Source organism: Bradyrhizobium sp. ISRA464 (assembly GCF_029910095.1).
Classification (GTDB): Bacteria; Pseudomonadota; Alphaproteobacteria; order Rhizobiales; family Xanthobacteraceae; genus Bradyrhizobium.
On sequence record NZ_CP094526.1, the window covers coordinates 6,217,559 to 6,243,225 of the forward strand.

Annotated in this window: 20 protein-coding genes and 2 pseudogenes; 3 read left to right on the top strand and 19 right to left on the bottom strand. The window is 59.7% G+C overall.

Annotated elements, in window-relative coordinates; all coding sequences use genetic code 11:
* Positions 1-288: 288 nt before the first annotated feature.
* From MTX19_RS29205 to MTX19_RS29255, 10 genes are all read right to left on the bottom strand, one after another.
* The gene (locus tag MTX19_RS29205; RefSeq protein WP_280980457.1) at positions 289-1,626 is read right to left on the bottom strand and encodes a glutamine synthetase; all 1,338 of its coding nucleotides are present in this window, start codon (positions 1,624-1,626) and stop codon (positions 289-291) included.
* A complete protein-coding gene (locus tag MTX19_RS29210) occupies positions 1,626-2,912 on the bottom strand; it encodes an ATP-grasp domain-containing protein (protein ID WP_280973000.1) in 1,287 nt (428 codons plus the stop codon). The genes MTX19_RS29205 and MTX19_RS29210 overlap by 1 nt, the downstream gene beginning before the upstream one ends.
* The gene (locus MTX19_RS29215) at positions 2,909-3,895 is read right to left on the bottom strand and encodes a DMT family transporter (RefSeq protein WP_280973001.1); all 987 of its coding nucleotides are present in this window, start codon (positions 3,893-3,895) and stop codon (positions 2,909-2,911) included. The genes MTX19_RS29210 and MTX19_RS29215 overlap by 4 nt, the downstream gene beginning before the upstream one ends.
* A 9-nt stretch (positions 3,896-3,904) precedes the next feature.
* Positions 3,905-4,687 carry a gamma-glutamyl-gamma-aminobutyrate hydrolase family protein gene (locus MTX19_RS29220; protein ID WP_280973002.1) on the bottom strand — a complete coding sequence of 261 codons (783 nt, stop codon included), beginning with the start codon at positions 4,685-4,687 and terminating at the stop codon, positions 3,905-3,907.
* A gap of 32 nt (positions 4,688-4,719) precedes the next feature.
* On the bottom strand, positions 4,720-5,778 hold the full coding sequence (gene rtxC, locus MTX19_RS29225) for a dhydrorhizobitoxine desaturase (RefSeq protein ID WP_280973003.1): 1,059 nt from the start codon (positions 5,776-5,778) through the stop codon (positions 4,720-4,722).
* Positions 5,779-5,810: 32 nt separating this feature from the next.
* The gene (locus MTX19_RS39315; RefSeq protein ID WP_348638366.1) at positions 5,811-8,288 is read right to left on the bottom strand and encodes a 2-aminoethylphosphonate--pyruvate transaminase; all 2,478 of its coding nucleotides are present in this window, start codon (positions 8,286-8,288) and stop codon (positions 5,811-5,813) included.
* Between the two features lie 915 nt (positions 8,289-9,203).
* Complete coding sequence (locus tag MTX19_RS29240) at positions 9,204-10,142, bottom strand: DUF2493 domain-containing protein (protein ID WP_280978189.1); 939 nt, start codon at positions 10,140-10,142, stop codon at positions 9,204-9,206.
* A gap of 234 nt (positions 10,143-10,376) precedes the next feature.
* Entirely contained in the window at positions 10,377-11,009 is a 633-nt protein-coding gene (locus tag MTX19_RS39320) for a hypothetical protein (RefSeq protein WP_348638213.1), read from the bottom strand.
* Between the two features lie 358 nt (positions 11,010-11,367).
* Positions 11,368-11,670, bottom strand: a complete 303-nt coding sequence (locus MTX19_RS29250; RefSeq protein WP_280973004.1) for a DUF6614 family protein — start codon at positions 11,668-11,670, stop codon at positions 11,368-11,370.
* Positions 11,671-11,802: 132 nt separating this feature from the next.
* Positions 11,803-13,548: an adenylate/guanylate cyclase domain-containing protein gene (locus tag MTX19_RS29255; protein ID WP_280973005.1), complete on the bottom strand. Its 1,746-nt coding sequence runs from the start codon at positions 13,546-13,548 to the stop codon at positions 11,803-11,805.
* 296 nt (positions 13,549-13,844) lie between these two features.
* Between MTX19_RS29255 and MTX19_RS29260 the strand changes: the two genes are divergently transcribed.
* Positions 13,845-14,684, top strand: coding sequence for a methyltransferase domain-containing protein (locus MTX19_RS29260; RefSeq protein ID WP_280973006.1), 840 nt, complete (start codon positions 13,845-13,847; stop codon positions 14,682-14,684).
* A 463-nt stretch (positions 14,685-15,147) separates the two neighbouring features.
* Here the strand turns inward: MTX19_RS29260 and MTX19_RS29265 are convergent, their stop codons facing one another.
* The 5 genes and pseudogenes from MTX19_RS29265 to cysC form a co-directional block, all read right to left on the bottom strand.
* Positions 15,148-15,867, bottom strand: coding sequence for an amidase family protein (locus tag MTX19_RS29265; RefSeq protein WP_348638324.1), 720 nt, complete (start codon positions 15,865-15,867; stop codon positions 15,148-15,150).
* Positions 15,861-16,070, bottom strand: a pseudogene (locus tag MTX19_RS29270) (amidase family protein); the annotation flags it as partial. The gene MTX19_RS29265 and the pseudogene MTX19_RS29270, both read right to left, overlap by 7 nt.
* Positions 16,071-16,484: 414 nt before the next feature.
* The gene (locus MTX19_RS29275) at positions 16,485-17,552 is read right to left on the bottom strand and encodes a toprim domain-containing protein (protein ID WP_280980460.1); all 1,068 of its coding nucleotides are present in this window, start codon (positions 17,550-17,552) and stop codon (positions 16,485-16,487) included.
* A 203-nt stretch (positions 17,553-17,755) separates the two neighbouring features.
* On the bottom strand, positions 17,756-18,736 hold the full coding sequence (locus MTX19_RS29280) for a zincin-like metallopeptidase domain-containing protein (protein ID WP_280973009.1): 981 nt from the start codon (positions 18,734-18,736) through the stop codon (positions 17,756-17,758).
* A 753-nt stretch (positions 18,737-19,489) separates the two neighbouring features.
* Positions 19,490-20,206, bottom strand: coding sequence for an adenylyl-sulfate kinase (gene cysC / locus MTX19_RS39325; protein WP_348638367.1), 717 nt, complete (start codon positions 20,204-20,206; stop codon positions 19,490-19,492).
* 159 nt (positions 20,207-20,365) lie between these two features.
* Here cysC and MTX19_RS39330 point away from each other — a divergent pair, with 159 nt between their 5' ends.
* A complete protein-coding gene (locus tag MTX19_RS39330; protein WP_348638216.1) occupies positions 20,366-20,614 on the top strand; it encodes a hypothetical protein in 249 nt (82 codons plus the stop codon).
* 81 nt (positions 20,615-20,695) lie between these two features.
* On the opposite strand, the gene MTX19_RS39335 is transcribed toward MTX19_RS39330, so the two are convergent.
* On the bottom strand, positions 20,696-20,908 hold the full coding sequence (locus tag MTX19_RS39335) for a hypothetical protein (protein WP_348638368.1): 213 nt from the start codon (positions 20,906-20,908) through the stop codon (positions 20,696-20,698).
* A 79-nt stretch (positions 20,909-20,987) separates the two neighbouring features.
* Between MTX19_RS39335 and MTX19_RS29290 the strand changes: the two genes are divergently transcribed.
* Complete coding sequence (locus MTX19_RS29290; RefSeq protein ID WP_280980713.1) at positions 20,988-22,076, top strand: IS630 family transposase; 1,089 nt, start codon at positions 20,988-20,990, stop codon at positions 22,074-22,076.
* Between the two features lie 31 nt (positions 22,077-22,107).
* Here MTX19_RS29290 and MTX19_RS29295 read toward each other — a convergent pair.
* The 3 genes and pseudogenes from MTX19_RS29295 to MTX19_RS29305 form a co-directional block, all read right to left on the bottom strand.
* Positions 22,108-22,557, bottom strand: a pseudogene (locus MTX19_RS29295) (GTP-binding protein); the annotation flags it as partial.
* Positions 22,558-22,568: 11 nt separating this feature from the next.
* Complete coding sequence (gene cysD, locus MTX19_RS29300) at positions 22,569-23,483, bottom strand: sulfate adenylyltransferase subunit CysD (RefSeq protein ID WP_280984910.1); 915 nt, start codon at positions 23,481-23,483, stop codon at positions 22,569-22,571.
* A gap of 260 nt (positions 23,484-23,743) precedes the next feature.
* Entirely contained in the window at positions 23,744-24,979 is a 1,236-nt protein-coding gene (locus MTX19_RS29305; RefSeq protein WP_280973011.1) for a sulfotransferase, read from the bottom strand.
* Positions 24,980-25,667: the final 688 nt, after the last annotated feature.

Genomic DNA, 25,667 nt, shown 5'->3' on the forward strand with positions numbered 1-25,667 from the left:
ACAATGCCGCAACGACGCGCCTGCCGCCGGCACATCATCGGCCCAATGACACTCGGCACGCTCAGTGCGACCCAGGCCGCGCGTTCGCCGACACGTCATCCGGCGACGCCCTCCGGCCTGGGCGCGTGTCCAGAACAATAATCCGCGTCCGCGCTATGCCGACACTGACGGCCGCACAGAGGCAGGCGGTCGTACCAGCTGTCCGGAACCACTCAGATGCAGACGAGAGCATCGTCCGGCGCTTGAGCCGTCGTCCGACTGGTTCGCTGACCGTACGCGCTGCCTGCTCTAAATGATTTCGAAGTACCGCTGACGTTCAAAGTCAGTGACTCGGTGCTGAACCACTTCCCACTCCCAGCGGCGGGACGACGAAAAAGCTTCGACAAACTCGCCTCCAAAAAGGTCAACCGCCTCTGGAGATTGTACAAACCGACCTGTCGCCTCCGATAGATCTTGGGGAAGACGCTCGGCCGCAGCGCAGTTTAGTGCACTTGCATCACCGGCAACTGGAGCTGTCAAGCCAACGTCCTCCTCGATCCCCAGCAGGCCGGAGCCGATAGCACATGAGAGGGCGAGATAGGGGTTCACGTCGGCGCCACTCAGCCTGTATTCGATGCGGTGCGCGGCTGGCTCTCCCGGAATGACGCGTACTGCGCAGGAGCGGTTGTCGAGCCCCCAGCTCGGGCAGGTTGGAGCCCAATAGCCGGGCCTTAGCCGTTTATAGCTGTTCACGTTGGGCGCGGCGAGCACACAAAACTCTTTCATGTACTTCAGCTGTCCGCCGACGAACTGACGCATGGCTTTCGAGACGTTACGGTTAGTTTCGCGGTCGTAGAATAGATTCTCGCCGCCCGACGACATCGAGATATGAATATGGCCCGACTGGCCCGGCCAGTTCTCGGACACCTTGGCCATGAAGGTCGCCATCAGGCCTCGCGTCTGCGCCCACGATTTTATCATCGACTTGAATATCACGGCACGGTCGGCAGCATCCAGGGCATCGCAATGGCGAAGTGCCGCTTCAATAACGCCAGGCCCCGTTTCAAAATGAAGCCCGCTGAGAGGTATTCCAGCGTTCTTGCAAAGCACGCGGATTTCGTCGAACAGCTCATTGTGTGCGACGGCGCGTGCGACTGAATAGCCGAACGGACCGTGCGTCAAAGGAGTCCATTGGTCAAATGGCTTGCCGTCAATTGTCTCGGCGGTTTCCTTGAATAGCACAAACTCGAACTCGAATCCGGCTGTGCAGCCATATCCGTGATCGGCAGCTCTTCGTAGGACTTTACGCAAGACGCCACGCGGGCAGATGCTCTCATGCGCTCCCACAAACTCAGCAAGATAGAGGTACTGACGACGATCAGGAGACACCGGGCGACCAGTGCGTGAGAGAATCCGCAGGTCGGCATCTGCGAATGCTGATGTCGGCTTTTGTGTAACAGTCGCCGGGATCACCTGGTCTGCGCAGTCCCAGGCGAGCACGGCCTCCGAGAATTTGATGAGCTTATCTCCATCAAGGACATCGTCGGCCATCACGTGCTTGCCTCGAAGGACGCCGTCAAAGTCGCACACGCCAATCATTGCCGCACGGGCTCCATTCGCGGCGCTCCCCCGTACTTCGCCCGACATCAATGCTGTCCTTGCGTCTTCAATTCGAACACCTGGTCCATACGCATGGCGCGCAACGCTCGATAGTCATCCTCGAGCTGGATCAAGTTATTGTTGACGAGATACACGATGCCCGGTGTTGACGCCAAGTCAATCGTCGGTACCAGGTTCTGACCAATCGGAACGAATGCAATCGCATCCGCAAAGCTCGGCAGTCCGCGGATTGCCTCGAGTCCCGGATATCCAGCAACAACACCGCCCACATCGGAGATGAGCGAGACACACAGCGAGTGAGCGCGCCGCATGTACGGCCCGCGCCGCCTCATATACTCCGCAAAGCCGACGGGATCTGCATAGCGCCACGCAGTCAGCGTCATATGATTGTGACCCAAAGCCATCGTCCGGGCCTTTGTCGACATTGTCCCTTGAAGCCTTGCTCCAAAGTCCACCAAAACCGCTCCCCGATCATCAACGAAGATCTCGGCATGAGCGGGTCCGTTGACGATCTTCAGCGCCTGCAATGCTCGGACCAAATAGTCGGACAGCTCTTGAACGACGGGCTCCTTACCTCCCAACAGTCGCTCGAGCGAGCAGACCGACCCCGCCCCTTTTATGGGAACGGTGTCATAGGTCCACACCTCGGTGACGAACGTTTCCCCCTCGATCGAGACTGCATTTACGGTGTACTGTTGACCGTTTATCTTCTCCTGAGCAAGGGCAACGCGGTTCAACGATCCGACCCGGTTCGTCTTTCCGACGATGACACTTAACGCTCGCCGGACATCCGCATCAGTCGCGCAGAAAAATACATCCTCCGTACCGGTGCTGTTCACCGGCTTGATGACGATTTCGTCGAAATGTTCCTGACGCATCCAACTTATGACGTCCTCCGCATTATCAGACACCAGTTGACTGATCGATCGTACCCCTGCAGACCTCAACGCCTCAGCCAGGCGCGATTTGTCTCGTCTTGCAGACGACATGGCGGTCCCATTCGTCGGCAAGCCCAGCCGTTCGGACAGGCAATCGGCCAGCTCAACTCCTGTCTCACATCCGGCTATCACGAAGTCGAATTCTCGACCTCTAAGGGCTTGCAGGTGATGCTCGACAAGCCGATCGTCAGCCATGCATTCGCTCGGACGAATGACCTCATCATATGACCGATCGTCGAAATGCGAGCGAAAGATGGCCGGAATCTGTGCAGACGACATCACATGCACCGTTCCAATTCCATACCGCTTGAACTCCTCCGGCAGGTATCGGCCGGTTGAGTATGCGTCCACTATTACACAATGCCGTTCCTTCATGCGGATCTCCGATACTGCAAGTAGATGTTGCACAGGGCGATAGCCGTGATGAGAAGATTTCCAACGAACGTGTATGAAGACGGCACGATGCGAGCGTCGAAATACTGGAACAAAAATGTGATGATCGGAGCCGTGGACAGGACCATGTTCACCGTGAACGGCTCCACGCGGCGAATGCCCTCCTGTATCAAGAGCAAAGGCACAATGATTGTCGATAGCGCGATCACTACGATTGCGCACCAATGCTGCGCGATCTCCGACGCGATAGACGAATGATCGCTCAGCGCAAGCAGCAAGAGGATCGCCCCGTAGAAGCGATGGGCCAGCACTTGACGACCGGAGAATCCACGATCGAACAGCATTTTCACGAGGATATTGGTAAGGGCAAGCGATAGACCGGCCACGACTGCCAGGAAGATGCCAAAGGACGATTGAGGTCCCCACGCGACGCCGGCGTTTCCGGTCGCCGAAATCCAGATCATGTAACTGCCAACGACCGCAATCAGAAGGCTCACGACAATATCTGACCTTGGGGGAATGCCCTGCTTTCTGATCAGCGCGTTTAGCCACACTGTTGCGGAAGGCCCCAACGCCACCATGAACGCGACGATGATGGCAGGTTCGGCGTACGTCAGTCCGACGAACAGCCCAACCCAGCTTATCGCGGTCACGAAATTGAGTGAGACAAAGACCGGAAGCGACGACTTCGTGACTTCCACTCGTCCGCCTGCCCCGCGAGCCAAGACGTTGAAGGTCATACATACCACACCAAAGGACAGCAGAAGAGCGATGGCCGCGTCTGCCTGCTGGAAATATGAAGCAGCATAGACCTCACCTGCGGCACTCACGGTGACGTAGAGGGCCACAAAGACCACTCCCGCGGCGAAGCGATTGGTCAGCAGCCCGGGCGCGGCTTGCGGCGAACCGGACCTGCGGGATTCTCCGTTCGGCTCCGCAGGGCCGCATTTCGATCGGAACTTCACGATCCGCCCCTAGTATGTCTTGCTTTGGCAGTACGCAGCGCACGCGTCGCCAAATGCGCTGAAGAGGTGCTTGCTCACGCGGTCGGTTGCCACGTGCCATTCGGGGTGCCATTGCACGCCAATCTGCAGCGTCGGCGCGCCAATGACAGACGCCGCTTCAACCAGACCGTCGGACGCCCAGGCCTCTGGCTTCAGCGCAGCGGCAAGCTGTTCGATGCCTTGATTATGCAAGGAGTTCACTTGCGCTTCGATCGCGCCGGCGATCGGAAAGAGCGCGCCGTCAGGACATATCCTTACGCTATGTGCCACATCGTATTGCCGATCCCTTGGAAGATCTGCTTTCTCGGCATGCATCTGACCACTTTCGGACTTCCACTGCGAAAGCGACGGGTGAAGCGTGCCGCCGAAGTAGACGTTAAGCTCCTGCAGCCCACGGCAAATACCCAAGATCGGCATCCCGTAGGCAACGGCCCTCTCGATGGCCGCCGCCGACAGCCGGTCGCGTGGGCGGTCGCGGATGCCTCCTTCAACGTCCTGCTCGCTTGTCTTCGCAAGGGAAGCGGGCGCGCGCAAGATTGCAGGATCAATGTTCGATTCATCTCCTGTCAACACGAGGCCGTCCAATCTGGGCATGATCGCCAGTCCGGCATCGGCGTTCACATCCTCAGCATCGATGGTCGGCAGTATCACACAGGTCGCGCCGGCATAGTGAGCGAGGGCGTGCAGATACTTGCGGCGCAACCAGTCGCGGTGCACGCCATCCACCAAGAGGCGATTTGACGTGACGCCCACGACGGCTCGGGTCGAGAGTCTCCGTTGCGGTGTCAAGCTGGTTGCTCTTTCGTATCGACGCTGGTCAACGACTGCTCATACAGGCGTCGATTTCGTTCCTTTAGTTGAGTCATGACGCTGGGTTGACCTTGGGGTCCCTTGACGAAGAGCCCTCCCCAGGTCGCAGCAACGCTTGCGTAATGAGGATCTTGCATTCGAATCTTCTGTGCCTTGTGCAGGAGCCAAAACGGAATGCCGGGCGACAGATGATGCTCGAGGTGATATTCATCCAGGTTCTGACCAAAGATGGCTCGCTCGAGGAAGTTTCCTTTCCTATTCCGGGTTAGATAGACGTTCTGCGTCTCCGTCTCGCACATGGGGGAGTGTTCGGCGAGCTCGATAAACCAGCCGAGGACCTGAAACGTGGAGAGATAGGGCACGATCCAGAACAGCACGACGATGTGGAGCAGTCCAAGGGCATATGATCCGACCAAGATGGTCGTCCAGAAAAGATAGAAGCCATACTTGTCGATAAGTATGCCCGACCGGCTCGCGTCGTCGGCATCTGTTATCGAAAACCGGTTGGTCCAGAGATACTTCAGGTACGCGACTGTCGCGCCACCCAATATCGGCTTCCAGATCATGTTGAAGGCGTAGCGTCCCGGGGGCTGGACGTCGTAGACGCCGCTGGCCAGGAAGAACTTCAGATCAGGGTCCTTCTGCGGGTCGCCGAGATAGGGATGATGTTGGTAGACATGTGAAATCCGGTAAGCCCAGTGGCGCTGAAACAAGGGATAGGCGGCGAACAGAATGCCAAGGACATAGTTCCAGGTCGTGTTTTTCGCGAGGGTGCGGTGAGCCGCATCGTGCGCGATCGTTGTCAATCCCCGCTGGTAGGCGCCGATCAGAAGAACAGCGAGCGGATAGAGCCACCATGAGACGTAGACCGTCGCGAGCGCGCAAGCTGTAATGACAGCGTAATCTTTCGCGATATAGGCGGCTCCCGTTATGTTGTCCGGTCTCAGCTCGGAGAGCTGCTTGTTGATCTCGCGGCTGAATTGAACAGCCTCATAGCGCGACGACCTCAGTTTCCAAGCCTCTGCCTGTGTCATGAGAAATCCCTTCCTGATGGGCTTACAGGTTGTCAGATTGCGGAAAGCGCCTTGTCCAAGTCCTTGATGATGTCGTTGACATCTTCAATGCCGACGCACAGTCGGACTGAGCCACCAAATATGCCGGCGGCCTCACGCTTTTCCCGTGGGACAGTGGTGTGGGTCGTGGACACAGGATGCGTCACGAGCGTGCGGGCATCCCCCACATTGGACACGTGATACATCAAGTCGACGTTCTGGATGAACCTGCGCCCTGCCTGTTCGTCCTCCACCTCAAACATCACCATCGCCCCATATCCGTACGCGACATCGAGGGTCTGATCGACAGTTTCCCGATCGGCTCCTTCAAAGAGCCCTGGGTAGAAGACGCGCCGCACTTTTGGATGCTCCTGAAGAACGCTGGCCACGATCCTGGCATTCTCGCAGTGCTGCTTCATGCGAAGAGGCAGTGTCTCGAGCCCTTGGATCAGTTGAAAACTCGCAAAGGGGGCGATGGCGGCCCCGGTATCGCGCAGCCATGTCATTCGCGCTTTCAGTAGAAACTCGCTCTTGCCGAGGTCTTCGACATCCCGCAGCGCGTTGCGCCAGATAATTCCCCCATGCGCGTCGTCAGGATGATTGAACAGGGGAAAGCGAGACGCTCCCCGGTAATCGAACTCTCCGTTGTCAACGATCAGACCGCCTAGTGTCGTGCCGTGGCCGCATATGTATTTGGTTGCAGAGTACGTCGTGATCGCCGCACCGAGCGCTGACGGCCGACACACCAAGGGTGTCGTCGTATTGTCCACGACCAGGGGGACGCCGTGCTTTCTGCCGATCTCCGCCAGTTGCTTGACAGGGAGCGGAATAAGGCATGGGTTCGAGATCACCTCTCCGAACAGACATATCGTGCGATCATCGATTGCACGTTCGAAGGTCTCGGGCCTACGAGGATCCGCTGTCCTGACGCTAATACCAAGACGCTTTAGCGTGTTGTGGAGCAGGTTCCAGGTATTGCCGTACAGATACGGAGAGGCGACGACGTTGTCCCCCACCTCGCCGCTTGATAGGTTGACGATCGCAAGGAATGTCGCGGCTTGACCCGATGCAACCGCGAGCGCGTCGCTTCCCACGTCGACGGCGGCGTACCTTCGTTCCAGCGCTCGGGTCGTTGGGTTGATGATCCTGGTATAGGTGAAACCATCAGCCTTTACGTTGTAGACATCGGCGATATGGTTCAGATCGCCGTCGAGTTCATAAGCCGTGTTCTGATAGATCGGCACCGCGACAGCTTTTGTTGTCGGATCACGCCGGTATCCCGCATGCAGAACGGCAGTTTCGGTGGAAAATGGGGGCTGGGAGGTTGTCGCGACCGGACGCGAGATCTCGCCTTGCCGGCCGGCAATCTCCTGGGGTGACATCCGCCCCGCCAACGGCGCCGGACCTGACCTGAAATATGTGCGAAAAGCGCACCCCAACCGTTCGATCCAACTGGATTGGATTTCTCCAATACAACCGATCCGAAAGCTGCGGGTAGGAGGATGCAACTTGGAGTAGACGTAAAGGTTATGAGCCGCCAGATGACGATATAGGCCATCGAACGCGACCTGGTCCGAGATTCCGGTCGGCGCGGTGAACGCGACGCAAATGGGCGACTGCAGGTCGGCTGGCAGAAGTGGAGACACTACTCCTTCGAGTTCTTTGATAAGATGGTCCCTTATCTTCTCATACCTGCGGCGCCTGGCATCAATGCCTTCGGCGTGCAAAATCTCCAACGCTTTTGTAACCGCTTGAACGATATGAGTGGGAGGGGTCGATCGCCACTCTCCCGTGCGCTCGAACGAACGCCATTGGTCTCTTACGTCGAGCACAAATGACCTTGGTTCGTGAGCCGCATTCTCCAGCAGCTCGCGAGAGGCGATGACAAAAGCGACTCCCGGCGGCGCTTCTATGCACTTGTTGCTAGACGTGACAAGGACTTCCGGTCCGTCGTGGCTCAGATCGGTGTTGATGGCACCAAACGAGCTCATCCCGTCGACAATGGTCTTCACGCCACGCCGCTTCGCCTCCGCCACAATCGCTTCCAGCGGGTTGACGATCCCGGTCGTGGTCTCGCAATGGACAAAGCAGATGTGCGTGATGCCTGGATTTTGACTGAGACGCTCAGCAACCTCCTGGGGATCCAAAGGCTCGGTGGCTCGCTTGACAAAGTGGAGCGCGTCGACGCCCCATAGCCGCAAGATCTTGAGAATGCGCTCCCCGTAGATCCCGTTGATGCAAACGAGCGGCTTGTCGGCCTGGGCAACGAACGAACAGAGAGCGGCTTCCATGGCAAAAGAGCCGCCACCCTGAATAGGCACCACAGAATAGGTTTCAGGGTTCCCCGACAGATTGAGCATCAGCCGCCTCATACGGGCGGTTACTTCCTTGAACTCGCAATCACGCGATGCAAGATCAAATTGCATCTGGGTCTTAACCGCCGCCGACAGCGACATTGGACCAGGCGTCAGCAGAGAGCGCTGCCTTGTCATACCATCCCCCTCATTGTTGTATTCAACGGATCTGAAGCATTGCGGCGCGACCGAGAAACGGCGCTTTGTCAAGCCCGGAAGCCGGCGACGATTCCCTCATTGCGGCCGCTTTGAACGACACGGCACTCGGCGGAATCAGGATGGCGCCTCGCGTGTCGGCCTTTCGAAGGTCCGCGAACAACAACCTCCATATCTACGCAGATGCGGAACGATCTCCGCAAAACCAGTGGCTGACGTCATTGAGCTCTCTTGGACATTGCGCTTACGATCCACGCCTCCGATCGCAATTGGTACAATGGTCAGCTCGATCCTGAGCTTGCGCACAGGCAGGTTGAGCTTGCCGCCAATCTTCGATCGCAGGCGAGGCAGGTCAGCCGATCTGCTTACGTAGGATGTCGACGTTCGGCCAACGGCGCCCGTCAGACCATCGCGTGCCGATCCTGATCCGGAGATCGCCCGCCTTACAGTGTCGCTAACAGTGGGGCTCGTCTTGCATGAGACTGAGACTGAGACTTGAGACATTCGTACCTTTGTTGCTCGCTCGAAGCTTTTCGGTTTGTGAATACCAACACTGCCTATTCCGAGACCGTACAACTTGACGTTAGGTGCGATTCAACCCTCACCGAGATGTTGTCGCGTGAATATTTCCTGACACGCACCTCAACTAGTGGCGAATAGGTCAAAGTCGGCGGCCGAATTGAAGGGACCGCGGGACCGAGCCGCGCCCGCGGCGTCGTACGGTTGCTGTTCTTGAAACCAGTTGCGCAATTGCATGTGCACTCATGCGACGGAAGAAGACGCAGCTGCAGCAGCCCTGGCGGTAGGATCGGGTCTCAGAGTTCGACGCAAGGTTCGGCACTTCGGCCTGCGCGCTTCGGACACCCGCAGGCACGTGAGGCGGATGGAGATTCTCGCTCATGCGCGATCCTTGCCAAACCTCCAGACAGGGATGCCGAGCTTCTTCGCCTTGTCGGCAAGATTTTCCTGGATGCCGGTGCCTGGGAAGTGCATGAGGCCGATCGGCATGACCGCCAGCATGGCATCGTTGCGCTTGAATGGCGCAGCCTTGGCATGTTTCGTCCAGTCCGGTTTGAAGGCAATCTGGGGTACCTTGCGATTGCTGGCCCATCTTGCAGCGATCAATTCGACGCCCTTCGGCGATCCGCCGTGGAGCAGAACCATGTCGGGATGTTTTGCGTGGACCTTGTCGAGCCGATCCCAGATGAATGACACATCATTGAAGTCGAGTCCGCCCGTGAGCGCGATCTTCGGGCCGGGCGGCAGCATCAGTTCGGCGTCAGCGCGGCGCTTTGCGGCGAGGAAATCGCGAGAGTCGATCATTGCGGCGGTCAATGTGCGGTGGCTGACGACAGAACCTGAGCGCGGGCGCCAAGGCGAACCGATCTGGACTTCGAATCGTTCGGCGGCCTGATCGCGGAAGAGCTCCATCGCGTTGCGGCGCTCGACGAGTGTGATTCCCTCGGCCGTGAGCCGTTCGAGTTCGACGGATCGCACCTCTGAGCCATTCTGTTCGTGTTGGCTTCTCTGCTGTGCCTGCTCGTTGGCGTCGAGCTCGCGTTCGATCCAGCCTGTTGCACGGTGAAACAGGTTGACGGTCTGCCAGAGCAGGTCCTCGAGGTCCGATTCGAGGCGAGTGCCGTGCAAGGTCGAGACCAGGGCGCCGAAAATGTCGGAAACGGCGCCGGCGACAGCGTTGCCTTCCGGAAGGGGCCTCGGGTCGGGTTCATCCTTCAAGGGACGGAAGCCATAAAGCTGAAGCTCGTCGAGGATGTGAGCGGTCGGGGACGGACTGTGGGGCGGTTCGAGGTCGCTGTCGTCGTGGTCGCTTGCCATGGGTGGGCTCCTTTGGCCGGCTCGGCCGCGCCCATCGCGGCCTTCGTGGCGATCACCCGACGGCAAGCGGAATGGACCAGAACCCGGAGCGCAGCGAAGGGCCGAAGCGTCAGCGGAGGATGGCAGAGGCGCGGCTATTTTGTTTCGCGATGCAAAGGCGCTGATAAGCGCCGGCGGAAAATAGCCGCGATCCATGCCATTGAAGGGCCGAGCCGCTTGCCGTCCGATCGCCCTTCAGAAGGCTGGGGTGCGGATTTGGCCGGGAGAGGACGCCCTCGTGGAATCGGATGACGACGCCACGAACTCGTCATTCAGCCAATCCCGGTCATGACGGGACAGATGAAGCGCGCGGCGTCCTGTGGAGTTGAACTGGGCGGATAAGGCTGAGCGCAAGTGACCGAGCCCGAAATGTCGCAGCTCCTCATTGAACTCCCCGAGCCGGGCAACAGTGCGATTGCCTCGATACCTGTCTGTTCGGCGCGCCTGGTCAGGGCCGACACTGCTGTATCGCCGGCCGAATCGGCACCACGCACCATGTAGAGCCGGCCGGAAGCTGGAGCGCAGCAAGGTGCTTTGCGGAGAGCGCTGCACGATTGGCAGCATCGGAGCTGGGCATCGCAGCGACAGCGTGGTCTTGATGCCCTCTCCCGCTGCGAGCACTTCGTCGGCCGTCCCGAATCGAAGCGCATTACCAAGAAGGAAGGCCGGGTCCGTGATCTGGCGCTGTTCAACGTGGCCATCGACGGTAAACTTCGTGGCTGCGATGTCGTGGCGCTGAAAGTCGACGACCGATCGTGCAAGCGTCCGACAAAAGAAGACGGGACGGCCGCTCAGATTCGAACTCACCGGGTCAACGAGCCAAGCCATCGACGCCTATCTGAGGGCGACGGGCAAGAAGCCGGACGAATACTTATTCACCGGCCGGCGAGGACCTAACTGCAGCCTAACCACGCACCAGTACGCACGGCTACTGTCTGATTGGCTTACCAGTGTAGGACTCGATCCGCACCTGTTCGGAACACAATTCACCACGTCGAACAAAGGCGCCCCTCATCTACCGATGGAGCAACGTGACGCCGATCGCTTGGCATGGTATTTTGTTCGGCCGATCCTGGAGATTTAAAATCGACTACGGACCGCTTGGGTCAAGAACGACGGCCGGCCCCTGAGACAATTTGCCCGGTGTATCCCCGACAGCCGACGCATAGAGGCAGACATTCGCGGTCTATCCGATCTGCGTCTCCAAAAAGAAGTCGGCGTCGGGTTTGACCATCGAGTTCATCGTTACATGCAGCGAGTGTACCTGCTCGCCACGTTGTTTGACGTATTCGTACGCGGCATGCTCCCGCTCCAGGTCTGGATAGATGAGTTCGCCTCGATACATGAAAACCGGCAGCGTTCTGCCGAAACCGGTCAGTGCCTCGCGGCGCATGATGCGATAGCTGGTAGCAAACCCAATATCTATGAAATGCTGGAGGAAGGCGTGCAATCTTGGCAAAAACTCTTCTTCACTGATGCCGTCGCGCAAAGTAAACACCCGCTAAAGCTAACCAATGACGTCTCCCGCATCTGTATCCGTTTCCTTACCATTTCGAATTCTGCTGCCTGACTCGATCACCACTTCGGCATAGACGAGCGTCCGCTGATCGCGGCTACTGGATCATTCGGGTAACCCGGCAAGGCGCAGTGGCTTCATCAGTGCGTCCAGGTGTTCCTGGTGGCGGTAAGGTAATCCCTGCGCCCAGCGGCTTGCGGTAAGGTTGGGATGGGTTGTCAGCATCTTCCTGACGATTGCTCGAGCCTCGTCCTCACTGCCGAGGTTCCAGAGCGACGCTGCAAGAACGGCCTGCCCTGTTAGCCAGTGTGGCCTCTCGATTAGGACGCGCGAGGCAATGTCGCGTGCAGCGGTAAGATTACCAAGGTGAAACTTTGCCCGTGCCTCATCGACCATCGATTGACTAATACTAAGCGGGCTGAGCCGCTGTGCTTGCTCCTCGTACTGAGCGGCTTTTCGGAAATCGCCAGCGTAGCCGTGAAACATGCCAGCCATGTGATACGCATCCGCGCAGTTCGGGCCGAGGGCAATCGCCTTGTCGCCGGCTGCCAAAGCCTCATCATGCCGGTGTTGAAACAACCGCGCATAACCTATCACCACGTATGCCATGTAGCTGTCTGGGTCGGCCGCCAGAGCCCGGGCAGCACACTCCATCGCCGCCTCGTAGGTTGTCGCCTCGTCTCTTTCCCAGCCAAAGCGAACCTGGTCGGTTAATGTGAGCCCCAACAGGTAAAGCACCGGAGTATAGTCAAGGTTGATGGCCAAGGCCCGTTCAAATTCGAGGCGCGCTTGTGCATGAGTGTGCTTGGCAAAATTGACGTACAGGGTACGGCCTTTGAGGAAATGCTCGTAAACCAGCGGGCTGCCGGAGCGCTTGCGCCACACCCGCACCTGTTCGCCAAGCGTCAACCGGACCTCGAGCGCGGCAGCGATGTCCTGCGTAATCCGGTCCTGAAGTTCGAACACGTCCTCGAGGTCGCCCTCGAAACGGTCGGCCCACACATGACTGCCATTCAGGCTGTCGATTAACTGTGCCGACAATCTCACGCGATTGCCGGCCTTGCGAACGCTCCCCTCCAGTATGTAGCGAGCCCCAAGTATTCGCCCGATTTCGCGGATATCCCGCGCCTGTCCCTTGAACACGAAACTCGAATTGCGTGCGATGACCAGCAATTCTTGGATTTTCGACAAAGTCGTCAGCAAGTCTTCAGCGATGCCGTCGACAAAATACTCCTGCTCGGGATCGCCGGACATGTTCTGGAACGGCAGGATCGCGATGGACGGCTTGTCCGCGAGTGGCGGAGGCGGTCTCAGCCTGTCGCTCAGCCCGCCAGACGCTCCCGCGCGCACAGCAAAAGCGCGGACCGGCCTGGAGATGTTCTTGAGGTGCTGTTGACCCCGGTCCTCGAAGCCAACGTCCAGCTTACCCTCGACCTCGCTGTACACCTTCTCGGAAATCAGGATGCCGCCGGGATCGGCGACACCCTCTAGCCGGACAGCAATGTTGATCCCGTCGCCATAAAGGTCTCCGTCCTGCCCAACAATAACGTCACCGAGGTTCAGCCCGATACGTAACCTTAGGGGGCTGCTGCCTGAGGCAAGATGATCCTGGATCTCGACCGCGCATCTCACGGCGGCAACGGGACTCGCGAACTCGGCGAGCGCACCATCGCCCGTTGTCTTGATGAGCCGCCCTTCGTGGCGGGAGAGGCCAGGCTCGATCAATTCCCGCTTGAGCCGCTCAAACTCGGAATAGGTGGCTTCCTCGGCGCGTTGCATCAACGCGGAGTAACCGACCACATCGGCGGCCAAAATCGCCGCCAATCGCCTTTGAACCCGCTGCTCGGTCAAGGCGCCCTCTAAACGACCAGACTAACCACGCCGCTGGCACAAGGGGTACCCTAGCATTTTGTTGCCGACATGTGAGCGGTAATCGCAGGAGCCCGATTGCCTCAAATGGCACTTTGCCGGGACCACAGCGCGGAACGCTCAACTCGGGAGGTCCGAGTTGGGCCAGGAATGGTCAGTCGCCCTTCCGAAGTCACCGATACCTCCCAGCTTCTGTTCGTTGCCTCTGGTTGGTGATATCTTCGACTGCCGCGGCTCTTTCTAAACGCCACCAAGAAACTCTGATCGGGGTTCAGAACATGCCAATTCAGGTGTCGAACGAGCCGGACGCTTTTCGAGACTTTGAACGAAGCGGATGGAACGCAGTATCCGAGGGTTACGAAGCTGTCTTTGGTCCGCTGACGGCGCAGTCGGTTGATGTCACGCTCGATGCAGCTGGGGTCATTCGCGGATGTGACGTGCTCGATGTCTGCACGGGACACGGCGTGCTCGCGCTGGCTGCTACGGAGCGCGGTGCGAAGGTATCAGCTGTCGATTTTTCAGAGGCCATGGTCGCCGCCGCCCGCCGGAACGCTCCTTCGGTCGATTGTCGCCAAGGGGACGCGCAAGATTTGCCATATCCCGACAATATGTTCGATGCCGTTGTTTGCGGCTACGGTTTACTCCATGTGCCCGAGCCGGACCGCGCTTTGGCGGAAATGTATCGTGTCCTTCGTCCCGGCGGCCGCGTGGCGATCAGCGTTTGGGAACGACCCTCACCAGCCAATGGCTTCGGCCTTATCTTGGGGACGGTGAAAGCTCACGGGCGTGTTGACGTTCCCCTGCCGCACGGTCCCGATTTCTTCCAGTTCGGCGATCCGGAGGATATGAAGGCCGCGCTTGCGCAAGTGGACTTCTCCGATGTCGCTGCAACTACTGTGGCTCAGACGCTGCTGCTGAAAACTGCGACCGGATTGGTCAATCTGGCGTTGCAGGGAGGGGTAAGGATAAGGGCCCTTCTTCTTGCTCAAGACAGCGCTGCTCTCTCGGCAATCAACGTCGCCGTCGCTGAAGGCGTGGATCAGCTGTTCCGAAACGGGGACCGCTTCCGGGTCCCCATGCCTGCCATTCTTGGAAGCGGGGTAAAGCCGCGACAGTAATAGATCCGATCTGTTTCCGATGGAGCAACGTGATGCCGGTCGCTTGGCATAGCATTTCGTTGGGTCGACCGTGGAGACTTACAACGATCCATGCGGCGAGGCGGCTACCCCAACAGAGGAGGCCGGTTGGCGCGGCCCAACGTTGCCTCAAGCGATAAGCCGACGGACAGCAGCTCCCGGTCCTGTCCGCTCAATGCGTCAAATTCCAATCCGACAGGCAGACCACTGGGGGTCTCACCGGCTGGCAGAACCAAGCTAGACATGCTTGCACAGACTCCCAAGGCGATGTTGCGCCCGATCGCGACACTTTTGTCCGCCGACCTCGGTTTCACTTCGGTCAGACATCTTCGGTGGGAGACCCATGATCACGGGATGTGCAAGCATCAGAATATTGTGTTGGCTGTACCAATCGCGGACGGTAGCCTTCAGTTGATCGCGCCTGGCCAGCGCTGCCTCATAAGCCTCACGACTGGGTCTGCTCGGTGGCAGCGCTCGAGTCTCGATGTATGTTTTCATCGAAGGGCCGACTTGCGCAAACATTGCCTCGAAGGGTCAGGCCAGTCCCCTGCTCCTGCAAGTACCTCGCGACCCCCTGGACGAGTTCGCTGATCAGGATCGTCCCTCCAATGTCCGTAGCCGCCCGCACAACATCGGGGGTGGCGACCTCCACCAGCGTCGCGCCGGCCTCACGGAGCTTGCCGAACGCTTCAGTGACAACGCGCCCGACCTCCGGGTCGAGGCCGCTGAGGAGATGATCGCACGACAGGCCAATTCTGACACCGCGCGACGGCGTCGCGGTCGGCGCCGTGTCGTCGCCGGTGACGACGCGATCGAACAGAAGGAGATCGACGACGGCGCGCGCCAGCGGACCGACCTGATCAAACTTGTTGTCGGTCAGCGCCATGATGCCCTGACCGGGGTAGCGACCAAAGCTCGGCCGCAAGCCCGCCAGCCCGCAACATGTTGCCGGCACCCTGATCGACCCGAACGTATCCTCGCCGATTGCCAGTGGCGCAATGCGCGCGGCGACCGCTGCGGCCGATCCGCCGCTGCTGCCGCCCGGAATCCGCGCGCGGTCATAGGGGTTGCACACACTGCCGAAGGTTTCATTATTGCTTGTCCAGCCAAACGAGAGTTCGTGCAGGTTTGTCTTTCCCATCACGATTGCGCCCTCGGTCAGCAGTGGCTCGAAACGGCTGCGTTCTGTTTGGGCCTGAAATCGCGCAAGGCACGGGTGCCATTGGAGGTCGGGAAGTCGCGCGTGTTGATGCTGTCTTTCACGGGGATGGGCAGTCCGTGCAGCTTGCCAAGCACGCCGCCTGCCCTGCGCCTTATGTCGGCAGCGCGAGCAGCTTCGAGCAACATTTCGGGATCAAGCGTTCGAAAGGCGTTAAGGTCAGAAAACTTCGAGCCCGCTCCAACAGAGCTTTCGCATAATGCTCCGCAGAGACGTCGCCTCGACGCATCAAGTCAATTGCGGCCGTTGCCGTAAGGTCAATCAGGCTATCGTTAGCCGTGTTGCCTTCTCGAGCCGTCACAGTGTGCTCACTCCGCCGTCTAAGTGAATGCCCATATTATAGCATTGATAGGGAGGCCCGCATTGGGTCATGTGCTGCCTTCCGGAATGCGTCAGTGCCACGACCCGTGTACCCCGGATAGCTGCCGACTTGCTGCACCGCGCAAGTCGGCAGGGGTGGGCAAATCCGGCTGTGCGCTCCAGCGTCCAATATGGACGGCAGTCCGCAACACTACAACACGACATGATCTGCCCAATTGCCGGCGGCGCCGGAGGCCGATCGGTCAATCCGCCTCGGCCTCAGTGAAGAGCATGAAACGAACGACCTCCTGTGGCGCGAGCTGGATGCGCAGTGCCGCTTGCAGCGCGCCGAGGCCGAATGCACGCAGGTCCTCGTTGAAGTCGTCCGTCTGCGGCGACAGGGCAAGCGCCTCGATGCCCGCCGCTTCGGCGCGTTCGGTCAATGCCGCGAGCGCCATGTCACCTGAGGCATCGGCATCGCGGGCGATGTAGAGGCGGCGCAGCGTCAGCGGAAGCAGCAAGGCGGCAAGGTGGTTGGCCGAGAGCGCGGCAGCCATCGGCATGGCAGGCAGCGCACAGCGCAGCGACAGCATCGTCTCGATGCCTTCGCCGACAGCGAGGACGTCGTCGGCCGCGCCAAAGCGGACGGCATGGCCGAGCAGACCGCCCATGGCACGTCGTGGCGTGTCGATCGGCGCCTTGCCGAGCGTCGCCTCGCTGAATCCGTCAGGGTCGAGCCAGGTCCGGTGCGCGCCGGTGAGTTTGCCCTCAAGGTCGGTGACGGCGGCGATCATCGCCGGCCAGGTCTCGGTTGTGCTGTGCTCATCCGGCCGGTAGTAACAGCGCGGATGGAAGCGCAACGATGCGGTGTCGTGCAACGTCGTAATGCCGCGATGGCGCAAGTACGCTGCCGCGAGCGTACCTGTGATCGGTTGCGATATCGCGAAGAGCCGCTGCGCTGCTTCCGGCGATCCGGCGGGGACAGGCGTGCCCACGTGCTTTGGGCTGCGGCGCGGTTCGGCGCGCGGCAGACTCAGAAAGCGTCGTGCCTCATCGGCGACGTCGCGGAAGTCGATGAATCCGCAGCTCTCGCGGATCACGTCAAGCAGATCGCCATATTCGGTCGAGGCGGAATCGGTCCAGCGCCCGGCGGCGCCGGGACCGGATTCCGGTCCGCTCAGCCGGACGAACATCGACCGGCCTGGCGTGTTGCGAACGTCGCCCACCGTCCAGTAGCGGCCCTGGCGCCGTCCGTTGGACAGGTAATGGCGGCATACCGCCTCGGCATCACGGGCAAGGCGGCGCGCCAGCTCGGCAGCGTCACGCGGCATCACCGGACCTCCCGTTTACCGATGCTCCTTGACAACTTTGCACAACCGTTGCCGCGTGGTTTCGATATTGCCTGCCGGGCGCCAGCACGCCGAACGCGCCGTAGTCGTTTCGGACAGCCATCATCATTTCGGTTCTCCAGAACGGGCAGCCGAGAGCCTCTCTCTCGACCTCCGACCCGTCGCGGAAACCCGCCCGCCTCCTCTCACTCTTCGCCCGTAAAGTGAGGCTTCAAGCCACGTGAATCCGTGCCTTCTGCTGCGATGTCCACGTCGGAATCGGGCAAAAAGCCGAGAATGTAATCCGCGGCCCTGCTGGCCTGGCTTGCCGCGCGGATGATGGCCCGATTATCCTCGCGCAGCACTTCAAGCCATGACGCGATGTAATCGGCATGCCGGACAGTCGGCGTGATCCCGAGCGAGGCACAGCAGAAAGCCGCGTTCAGTTCGGCGATCAGTTCCTCAAAGGCATACTTCCTGGTGCCATATGAACCACTGAGATCACGATTGAGGCGTGAGGGGTGGCCGCTGGCGTGACCGATCTCGTGCAAGGCTGTGCGGTGCCAATTGATCGGTTCGAAATAGGCCGCCGGTGGCGGCACTTGCACGTAGTCTTCGGCCGGAACGTAGAAGGCGCGGTCGCCGCCGATGCGAAAATCGATGCCGATCGCCTTGATCAGATTGTCGACGGTCGGCTCGATCATACCCGGCGGTGGAGGTGTCGCGCACGTCGCAATCTCCGCGGGCAAGTCGTCGCACTGATCCGTGTTAAAGACAGTGAAACGTTTCAGAAACGGGATCGCCTGCGCTTCATCGCCGGCCTCGCATGCACGGCGTTTTTCGTCGGCCGGAACGAAACGATCGGCATAAACGACAGTAGCGCCGCGCTCGCCTTTGCGGACGTGACCGCCAAGCGACAGCGCCTGACGGAAGGTGATCCAGCTCTGAGCTGCGAATCCGCGCACCGTCGCTGCGCTCCAGAGAAGCAGGATGTTTATGCCACCATAGCGGCGTCCGGTGGCGGCGTTTCTCGGCATGGCCGGCGGCGCCCCGTCCGTCGCCGCCCTCCAGGGCTGAACCCACGGCACATGGCCGGCTTCGAGTTCGGCGATGATCTTATCGGTGATTTCGTCATAGAGGCAGGCCCGGTCCTGGCCGGCGCGCGCCCGGGAAGGATTTCGCTTCATCGCGAGTCTCCGCGACGGGCGTCGCGAGACTCTCTCGCGGCTACAAACCCGTCACGGCGAAGCGGGCGCTCCTCTCACTCTGCTCTGCAGCTGCGGCCCTCGGTGCCGATTTGTTCGCGGGCAGACCGGCAGCCTGCCTCTTGAACCGTCTATCTGTTCGCGCTCCGGCCGAGCGGCCGGCAAAAACGAGGCCACGAGGAAAGGACCAGCATGGCGCCGCCGGTCGCGAGAATTCGGAACCGACTGCTTCTCCCCGAAGTGGTTCACAGCGTATGGCAGAAGGTCATCGCCCGGGCCCAGTCACGACGGGGATACCTCATTGGTGCGCGAGGGATCGACGCCGGCTGGCCCGAGACGCTGCGTGGCTCGGTTCGAGAGCCCGGTGCGGCGCCAGCCGCACGCGCGGAAAAACACGTCTACGGAACAATCAAGCGCGTGGAAGCCGGACTTCCTCCCGGGCCTTTGTCAGGGTGTTGTAGATTCTGACCTGAAGCATCGGACGACGCGCCTTAAGCTCCTCCGCTCGTGCCCAGGCTCCATCTCGGGTCGAGAATTCGGCTTTCAATTGGCCGTCGACTTCGAGCACGTAACCGGAAGTCGGCAGTCCACGGGTGGGTGCGACCATTTTATTCCTTTCGGCCAGTTCGTCTGATCAATGAGCACGGCTTAACCCGAGTCGACCCGACCGGGCCAGGATGCCGGTGATAGTCATGTGCTGCAAAATCGGTGATGGACCTACAGGGCGTGCCGATGCTAGCGACCGCCAATGATTCCGCGCGCCGCCAAGAAATCGACGACAGTCTCCGCCAATTTGTCGGGCGTCTGCCCCACGGTCCTGAGGTGAATTTCGGGCCTCGTCGGCGCTTCGTAGGGCGCATCGACGCCCGTGAAGTTCTTGATCTTTCCGGACCTCGCCTTTGCATACAGACCCTTAGGATCGCGCCGCGCGCATTCCTCGATCGGCGTGTCGACGAAGACTTCGATGAACTCCGCCTCAGCAACGAGGTTTCGCACCATATCTCGTTCGGCCCTGTGGGGCGAGATGAACGAGCACAACACGATCAAGCCGCTGTCGGCCATCAGCTTGGCGGCTTCGCCGGCGCGCCGGATGTTCTCCACGCGGTCAGCCTCGCTGAAGCCAAGATCGCAGTTCAATCCGTGGCGGACGTTGTCGCCATCCAACAGCATGGTGTGGCGCGACGCTGCGAACAGCTTTTGATCGACGAGGTTGGCAATTGTCGATTTTCCCGCGCCTGACAGGCCAGTGAACCAGACGATGCAAGGTTTCTGATTCATCAGTGCGGCGCGCTCGCTCCTGCCCACCGAAACCGCTTGCCAGGCAACATTGGTGGCCCGCCGCAGCGGAAACGCAATCATGCCCGCGCCAACCGTACGATTGGTGTAACGATCGATGACGATAAATGATCCGGTTTTCCGATTGACATCGTAAGGATCGAATACGGCCGGCAATGCGGTCGCAACATTGCAGAATGCGATCTCGTTGAGAGAAAGCGTCCGGGCTGCGAGGTGCTCACATGTGTTGACCTCGATCCGGTGCCTGATTGCGGTAACGTTGCCGGCCACGGTCTGCGATCCGATCCGCAGGATGTAATTGCGTCCCGGAACGAGTTGCTCCTCGTCCATCCAGATCAGATAAGCGGCGAAGTGATCAGCGACTTTCGGCCGCTCGCCTGGCCGCGCCAGAAGATCGCCACGGCTGATATCGATCTCATCTTCCAGCGTAAGGGTGACGGCATCGCCAGCCTCGGCTCGGGGCAGGTCACCCGCCTGGGTCACGATCCGCTTGACGCGCGTCGTTCGTCCGGATGCGGCGACAACGATCTCGTCTCCCGCCGAAATACTCCCCGAGGCTACTGACCCGGCATAGCCACGGAAATCCAAGTCGGGTCGGTTCACCCATTGGACCGGAAAACGGAAAGCCTGGCTTGCGGCGTCGGACTAGATATCGACGCTCTCCAAATGCCCGAGCAGACATGGACCATGGTACCACTTGGTATGCGCGGAGCGGTCCACGACGTTGTCGCCGTAGCGGGCCGAAATCGGGATCGGAATGATCGAAGTAAAGCCAAGACCGGCGGCAAAGCCAAGGTACTCACCGACGATCCGATCAAAGCACTCCTTCTTGTATGCAACGAGGTCGATCTTGTTCACCGCTAGTGTCCCGAATCTGAAGTTCAGCGGACTCCAAATCGACTCGAAGATAGCAGACTGTCCTGATGGTTTGAGGAGGATGGTTATGGGTCGACGCTTTGCTCCGCTGGAATTGACTGAGGTTGAATGCGCTGAGTTGACGTCGCTGGCCTCGCGCCGAAGCACGGCGCAGGGCTTGGCGCAGCGAGCCCGGATCATCCTGGCCAGTGCCGACGGCGAGCAGAGCAAGATCGTGGCGGCTCGCCTGGGTATTGATCCCGATACGGTCGGCAAGTGGCGCCGGCGCTTCGCCGAGCATCGGCTTGAAGGTCTTCGGGATGGGCCGCGATCAGGGACGCCGCGCACGATCGAAGATGCCCGGATCGAGGCGGTGATCGTCCGCACCCTTGAGACGAAGCCGCCCAACGCCACCCACTGGAGCTCGCGCAGCATGGCGCGGGCCAGTGGACTGTCAGTCTCGACGGTCCAGCGGATATGGCGCGCCTTCGGCTTACAGCCGCATCGGTTGGAGACCTTCAAGCTTTCAACCGATCCCGACTTCGTCGCCAAGGTTCGCGACGTCGTCGGTCTCTACGTGGCCCCGCCCGAGCGGGCCATCGTGCTGTGTGTCGACGAGAAGTCACAGATCCAGGCACTGGATCGCAGCCAACCCACGTTCCCGATGCGACCTGGTCAGGCGGAACGCCGCAGTCACGATTACAAGCGCCATGGCACGACATCGCTATTTGCCGCCCTCGACATCGCAACCGGCCGGGTCATCGGCAAGTGTTACGGGCGCCATCGCGCCACAGAGTTCCGCAAGTTTCTCGATGAGATCGAGGCCGCCGTTCCAGACGATCTGGACGTTCATCTCGTCATGGACAATTACGCAACCCACAAGACGCCGCTGATCCGCAACTGGCTGGCCAAGAGGCCGCGCTGGCACGTCCATCTGACGCCCACCAGTTCATCCTGGCTCAATCAGGTCGAACGTTTCTTTGCCCTCATCACCGAGCGCAAAATCAGGCGCGGCATCTATCGCAGTGTGGCGGCGCTACGTGCCGAGATCACGGCCTTCATCGAACATCACAACGCCGACCCAAGACCATTCCGATGGACCAGATCAGCCGACGACATTCTCAGCTCCATCGAACGCTTCTGCGCTTACAATGCGCCAGCCAAAGCCTAAAATGCCATGAACTTCCGGTTCAGGACACTAGCACGATATGGCGAATACCGAGCAGCGAGCAGATAAAGGAGTGGCGCCGGGTCTGGACCAACACGCCTTTGCGCGCATCGATCAGGATGATGGCGAGCTGGGCGTTCGAGGCGCCGGTTGCCATGTTGCGGGTGTACTGCTCGTGCCCGGGCGTGTCGGCCACCATGAAGGAGCGCCGCGACGTCGTGAAGAAGCGGTAGGCGACGTCGATCGTGATGCCCTGCTCCCGTTCGGCTTCGAGCCCGTCCACGAGCAGCGCGAAATCGATGTCATTGCAGGCCGAGCCGTGCTTGGCGCTATCGAGTTCCAGCGCCGTGAGCTGATCGCCGGGAATCATCTTGCCGTCATGCAGCAGGCGTCCGATCAGCGTCGACTTTCCGTCGTCTACGGAACCGCAGGTGATGAATCGCAGCTGATCCTTTGTTCCGGCCTCAACGGGTGCAGTTGTCATTGTGGAAGCCATCAAAAGTAGCCTTCCCGCTTCTTCTTTTCCATCGAAGCGGCCTCATCGGTATCAATCAGGCGTCCTTGACGCTCCGACGCCGTTGCCGAGCGCATTTCCGCGACGATGCCCTCGATCGTGGTCGCGTCTGACTCGATGGCTCCGCTCAGGGGATAGCACCCCAACGTGCGAAACCGGACCATCCGCATCTCCGGGGTTTCGTTGCATTCAAGCGGCAACCGTTCGTCGTCCACCATGATCGTCGCACTGCCTCGTCGCACGACAGGCCTTCGCTTAGCGAAATAGAGCGGCACGACTGGGATCTTTTCGAACATGACGTACTCCCAGATGTCGAGCTCGGTCCAATTCGACAGCGCGAACACGCGCATGGTTTCGCCCTGACGAATTCGCGTGTTGAAGAGATTCCAGAGCTCCGGCCGCTGATTGCGGGGGTCCCACACATGACGCGCTGATCGGAAAGAGAAGATTCGTTCCTTTGCGCGGCTCCTTTCTTCGTCACGTCGTGCGCCGCCGAAGGCTGCATCGAACTGGTAGAGGTCGAGTGCCTGCTTCAGAGCGTCGGTCTTCATCACCTGGGTATGGAGAGCCGAACCGGATACGATCGGGTTGATCCCGCGTTCGATGCCTTCATTGTTCACATGGATGATCAGATCGACGCCGAGCCGCTTGGCCGTCTCATCCCGGAACGTGATCATTTCGCGGAACTTCCAGGTCGTGTCGACGTGAAGCAGGGGAAACGGCAACTTCGCGGGATAAAAGGCCTTGATCGCGATGTGCAGCATGACGCTCGAGTCCTTTCCGATCGAATAGAGCATGACCGGCTTTTTGAACTCGGCGACCACGTCGCGCATGATTTCGATCGATTCAGCTTCGAGTCGGCGCAGATGTTTCGGCAGCATATGTCTTTCTTCGATGCAGGATCTCTGCTCGCTCAGTCCCGTATTGACGTACTTGCTCCGATCCGCACAGCCGTTCCGGCGATCGGGTGTGCTATATCGCGTGGCTTTCAATTGGGTCAAATACCGCGACGGTCGCAAGGCTAGTTATCTGGACGTCCTGCCGCTCCTTCGTTGCTCTCCACGACCAGCCCATCGGATGTTTTGTTGACGTGCTTCGTCGCGAGACAACGATCACCAAAAGGTCAGGTCGTTCAGTTTGATGGCAAGCCTATCGGTCATCGCTCGATTCCCTTGAGGCTTTGCTCGAGCCGCACGATCTCGGCCCGCAACGCCGCGATCGTGGCATCGCGATCGCGAATTGCCTCCACTTGCGTACCTCGAGCGGCCTCAGAGGCTGAAAGTGCGTTGCGCAACGGAGCCGCCATCGCAGCTTCCAGCCGCGCACTCGCCTCGACTATGGTCTCGGATGTTTGCTGCGACTCCGGGGAGCAAGCATTGTCTGAAGCCTGCCGAGCCACGGAGGTCAATTCGCCGGCGTTGGTTGGGAAGCCGGAGGACGTGCGCAAATCCCACCAGATTCGAAATATCCGGCGATATAGTTCAGTTACGTCACGTCCCTTATCCACGATTCCAGCTTGTTGCGCATGCCGAAGCTCCTCCTCATAACCGAGCTTTATCATGAGCTCGGCGCCGACCAGATCGGTTACCGTTTGCATTTCTTCGATGCTCAACTGGGCTTGCCACGCGTGGACGGAGCCGCCATCGATGGTCCTTCTTTCCAGGATCTTTCGATCTCCAAAACTGCTGGACAGCAAATAGCCCGCTTGCTCCATAGTCGCCCCAATGCTGATTGGTTCACAGCCGAGGCCAGCAACCAGGCGCTGTATTTCCTGCTCCGGACGTGCCACCAGCAGTTCATACTGCACGACCTGCGTCTGTAGGCGAGCGCGGTGCGCCGCAAGCCGGGGCAGGCCCAGAACCAGGTCGGCGAGCGCCGACGCAATACCGTCGGGTAGACGGAGCATAAGATCAGCGAGAGACGAGACGCTGACGGATCGAGTGTTTTCTGCCTGAAGTGGAATTCCCCATGTCGACTTCAGGGATGCAGCAATGGCGTAGGGATTGCGCATCAGGAGGATTTGCGGAGCGTCCGGATAAAGCGCGTCCAAAAATTCGAGCACCATCCAATAGCGGGGGGTCTTATCTATGATGATGCGCTTGCCCGCGGCAGCCAAATATTGACCGTATGCCGCATCTGCAAAAGCGCGGCTGACCATATTGCGGTCGATACGACCCAGGAATTCGGAGGCCGCGGCTTCAATCAGTGATGACCCAGCCGGATGACCGTGGCGCAACCTGCCAAATGCCTCAAGCGCCAGCATGAGCCAAGGTTCAGGCGGAGCCGCAATATCCGGATGCTGCTGGAGCAAATGCGCCAGCAGCGTCGTCCCGGACCGTGGAAGACCGAGAAGAAAACAGACTGCAGGTGCGCAATTAACATCCCGGCTCATGATACTGCTCCCTCTGCCCCTTGGACAGCGCAAGCGCAGCCCACCCCTTCCCCACCGGAAAGAAATGATGGTGGCCGCGGCATTCTACACAGGCGGACCGCTCGGACCGAGCCATCGTGCACGAAGGATTTCGGCTGCAACTCTTCATCCGGGAGCCATCAAACTCGGATGACCTGGCCGGATGTCAGCAATTTCAGGTCCTGGCCCGGGATCGCCCGACGGCCTACAGAGCTAACGCAGACAGAACGGCGAGTTCAATTCTACGAAGATAAGCAGCCGATATAGAATCGCTTCGAAAAACTATACGAACGTTTATCGCGCAAGTGCTCATCCGCATGGATCTGTTGTCGGGACGACTCGGCCCTCGATGCTGCTTCCAAGATCGCTAGCTAGTCGAACGGAGAGACGGTCGACACGATCGGAGATGCGTGGACGAGGCCGCTACGATGCAAGGAACTCACCACGCGGGAGGCCCAGCCGATACATCACCAACAAGCCGGGTGCCGCGAGATATTCGCAAGCATCTCACCTAGGCGGAACGAGATCGCCTTCCGCGTGGATACCCACTCCAGGTCAACGCACGAGGAGCTTGCAGGCACGCTCGATGCTAGTATACGTCGCGAACTCGCCTGCAGGTACAGCTGCCTCCTTCATCGCGTGCCGTTCAGCCCCTTATTCCGTCCAGATC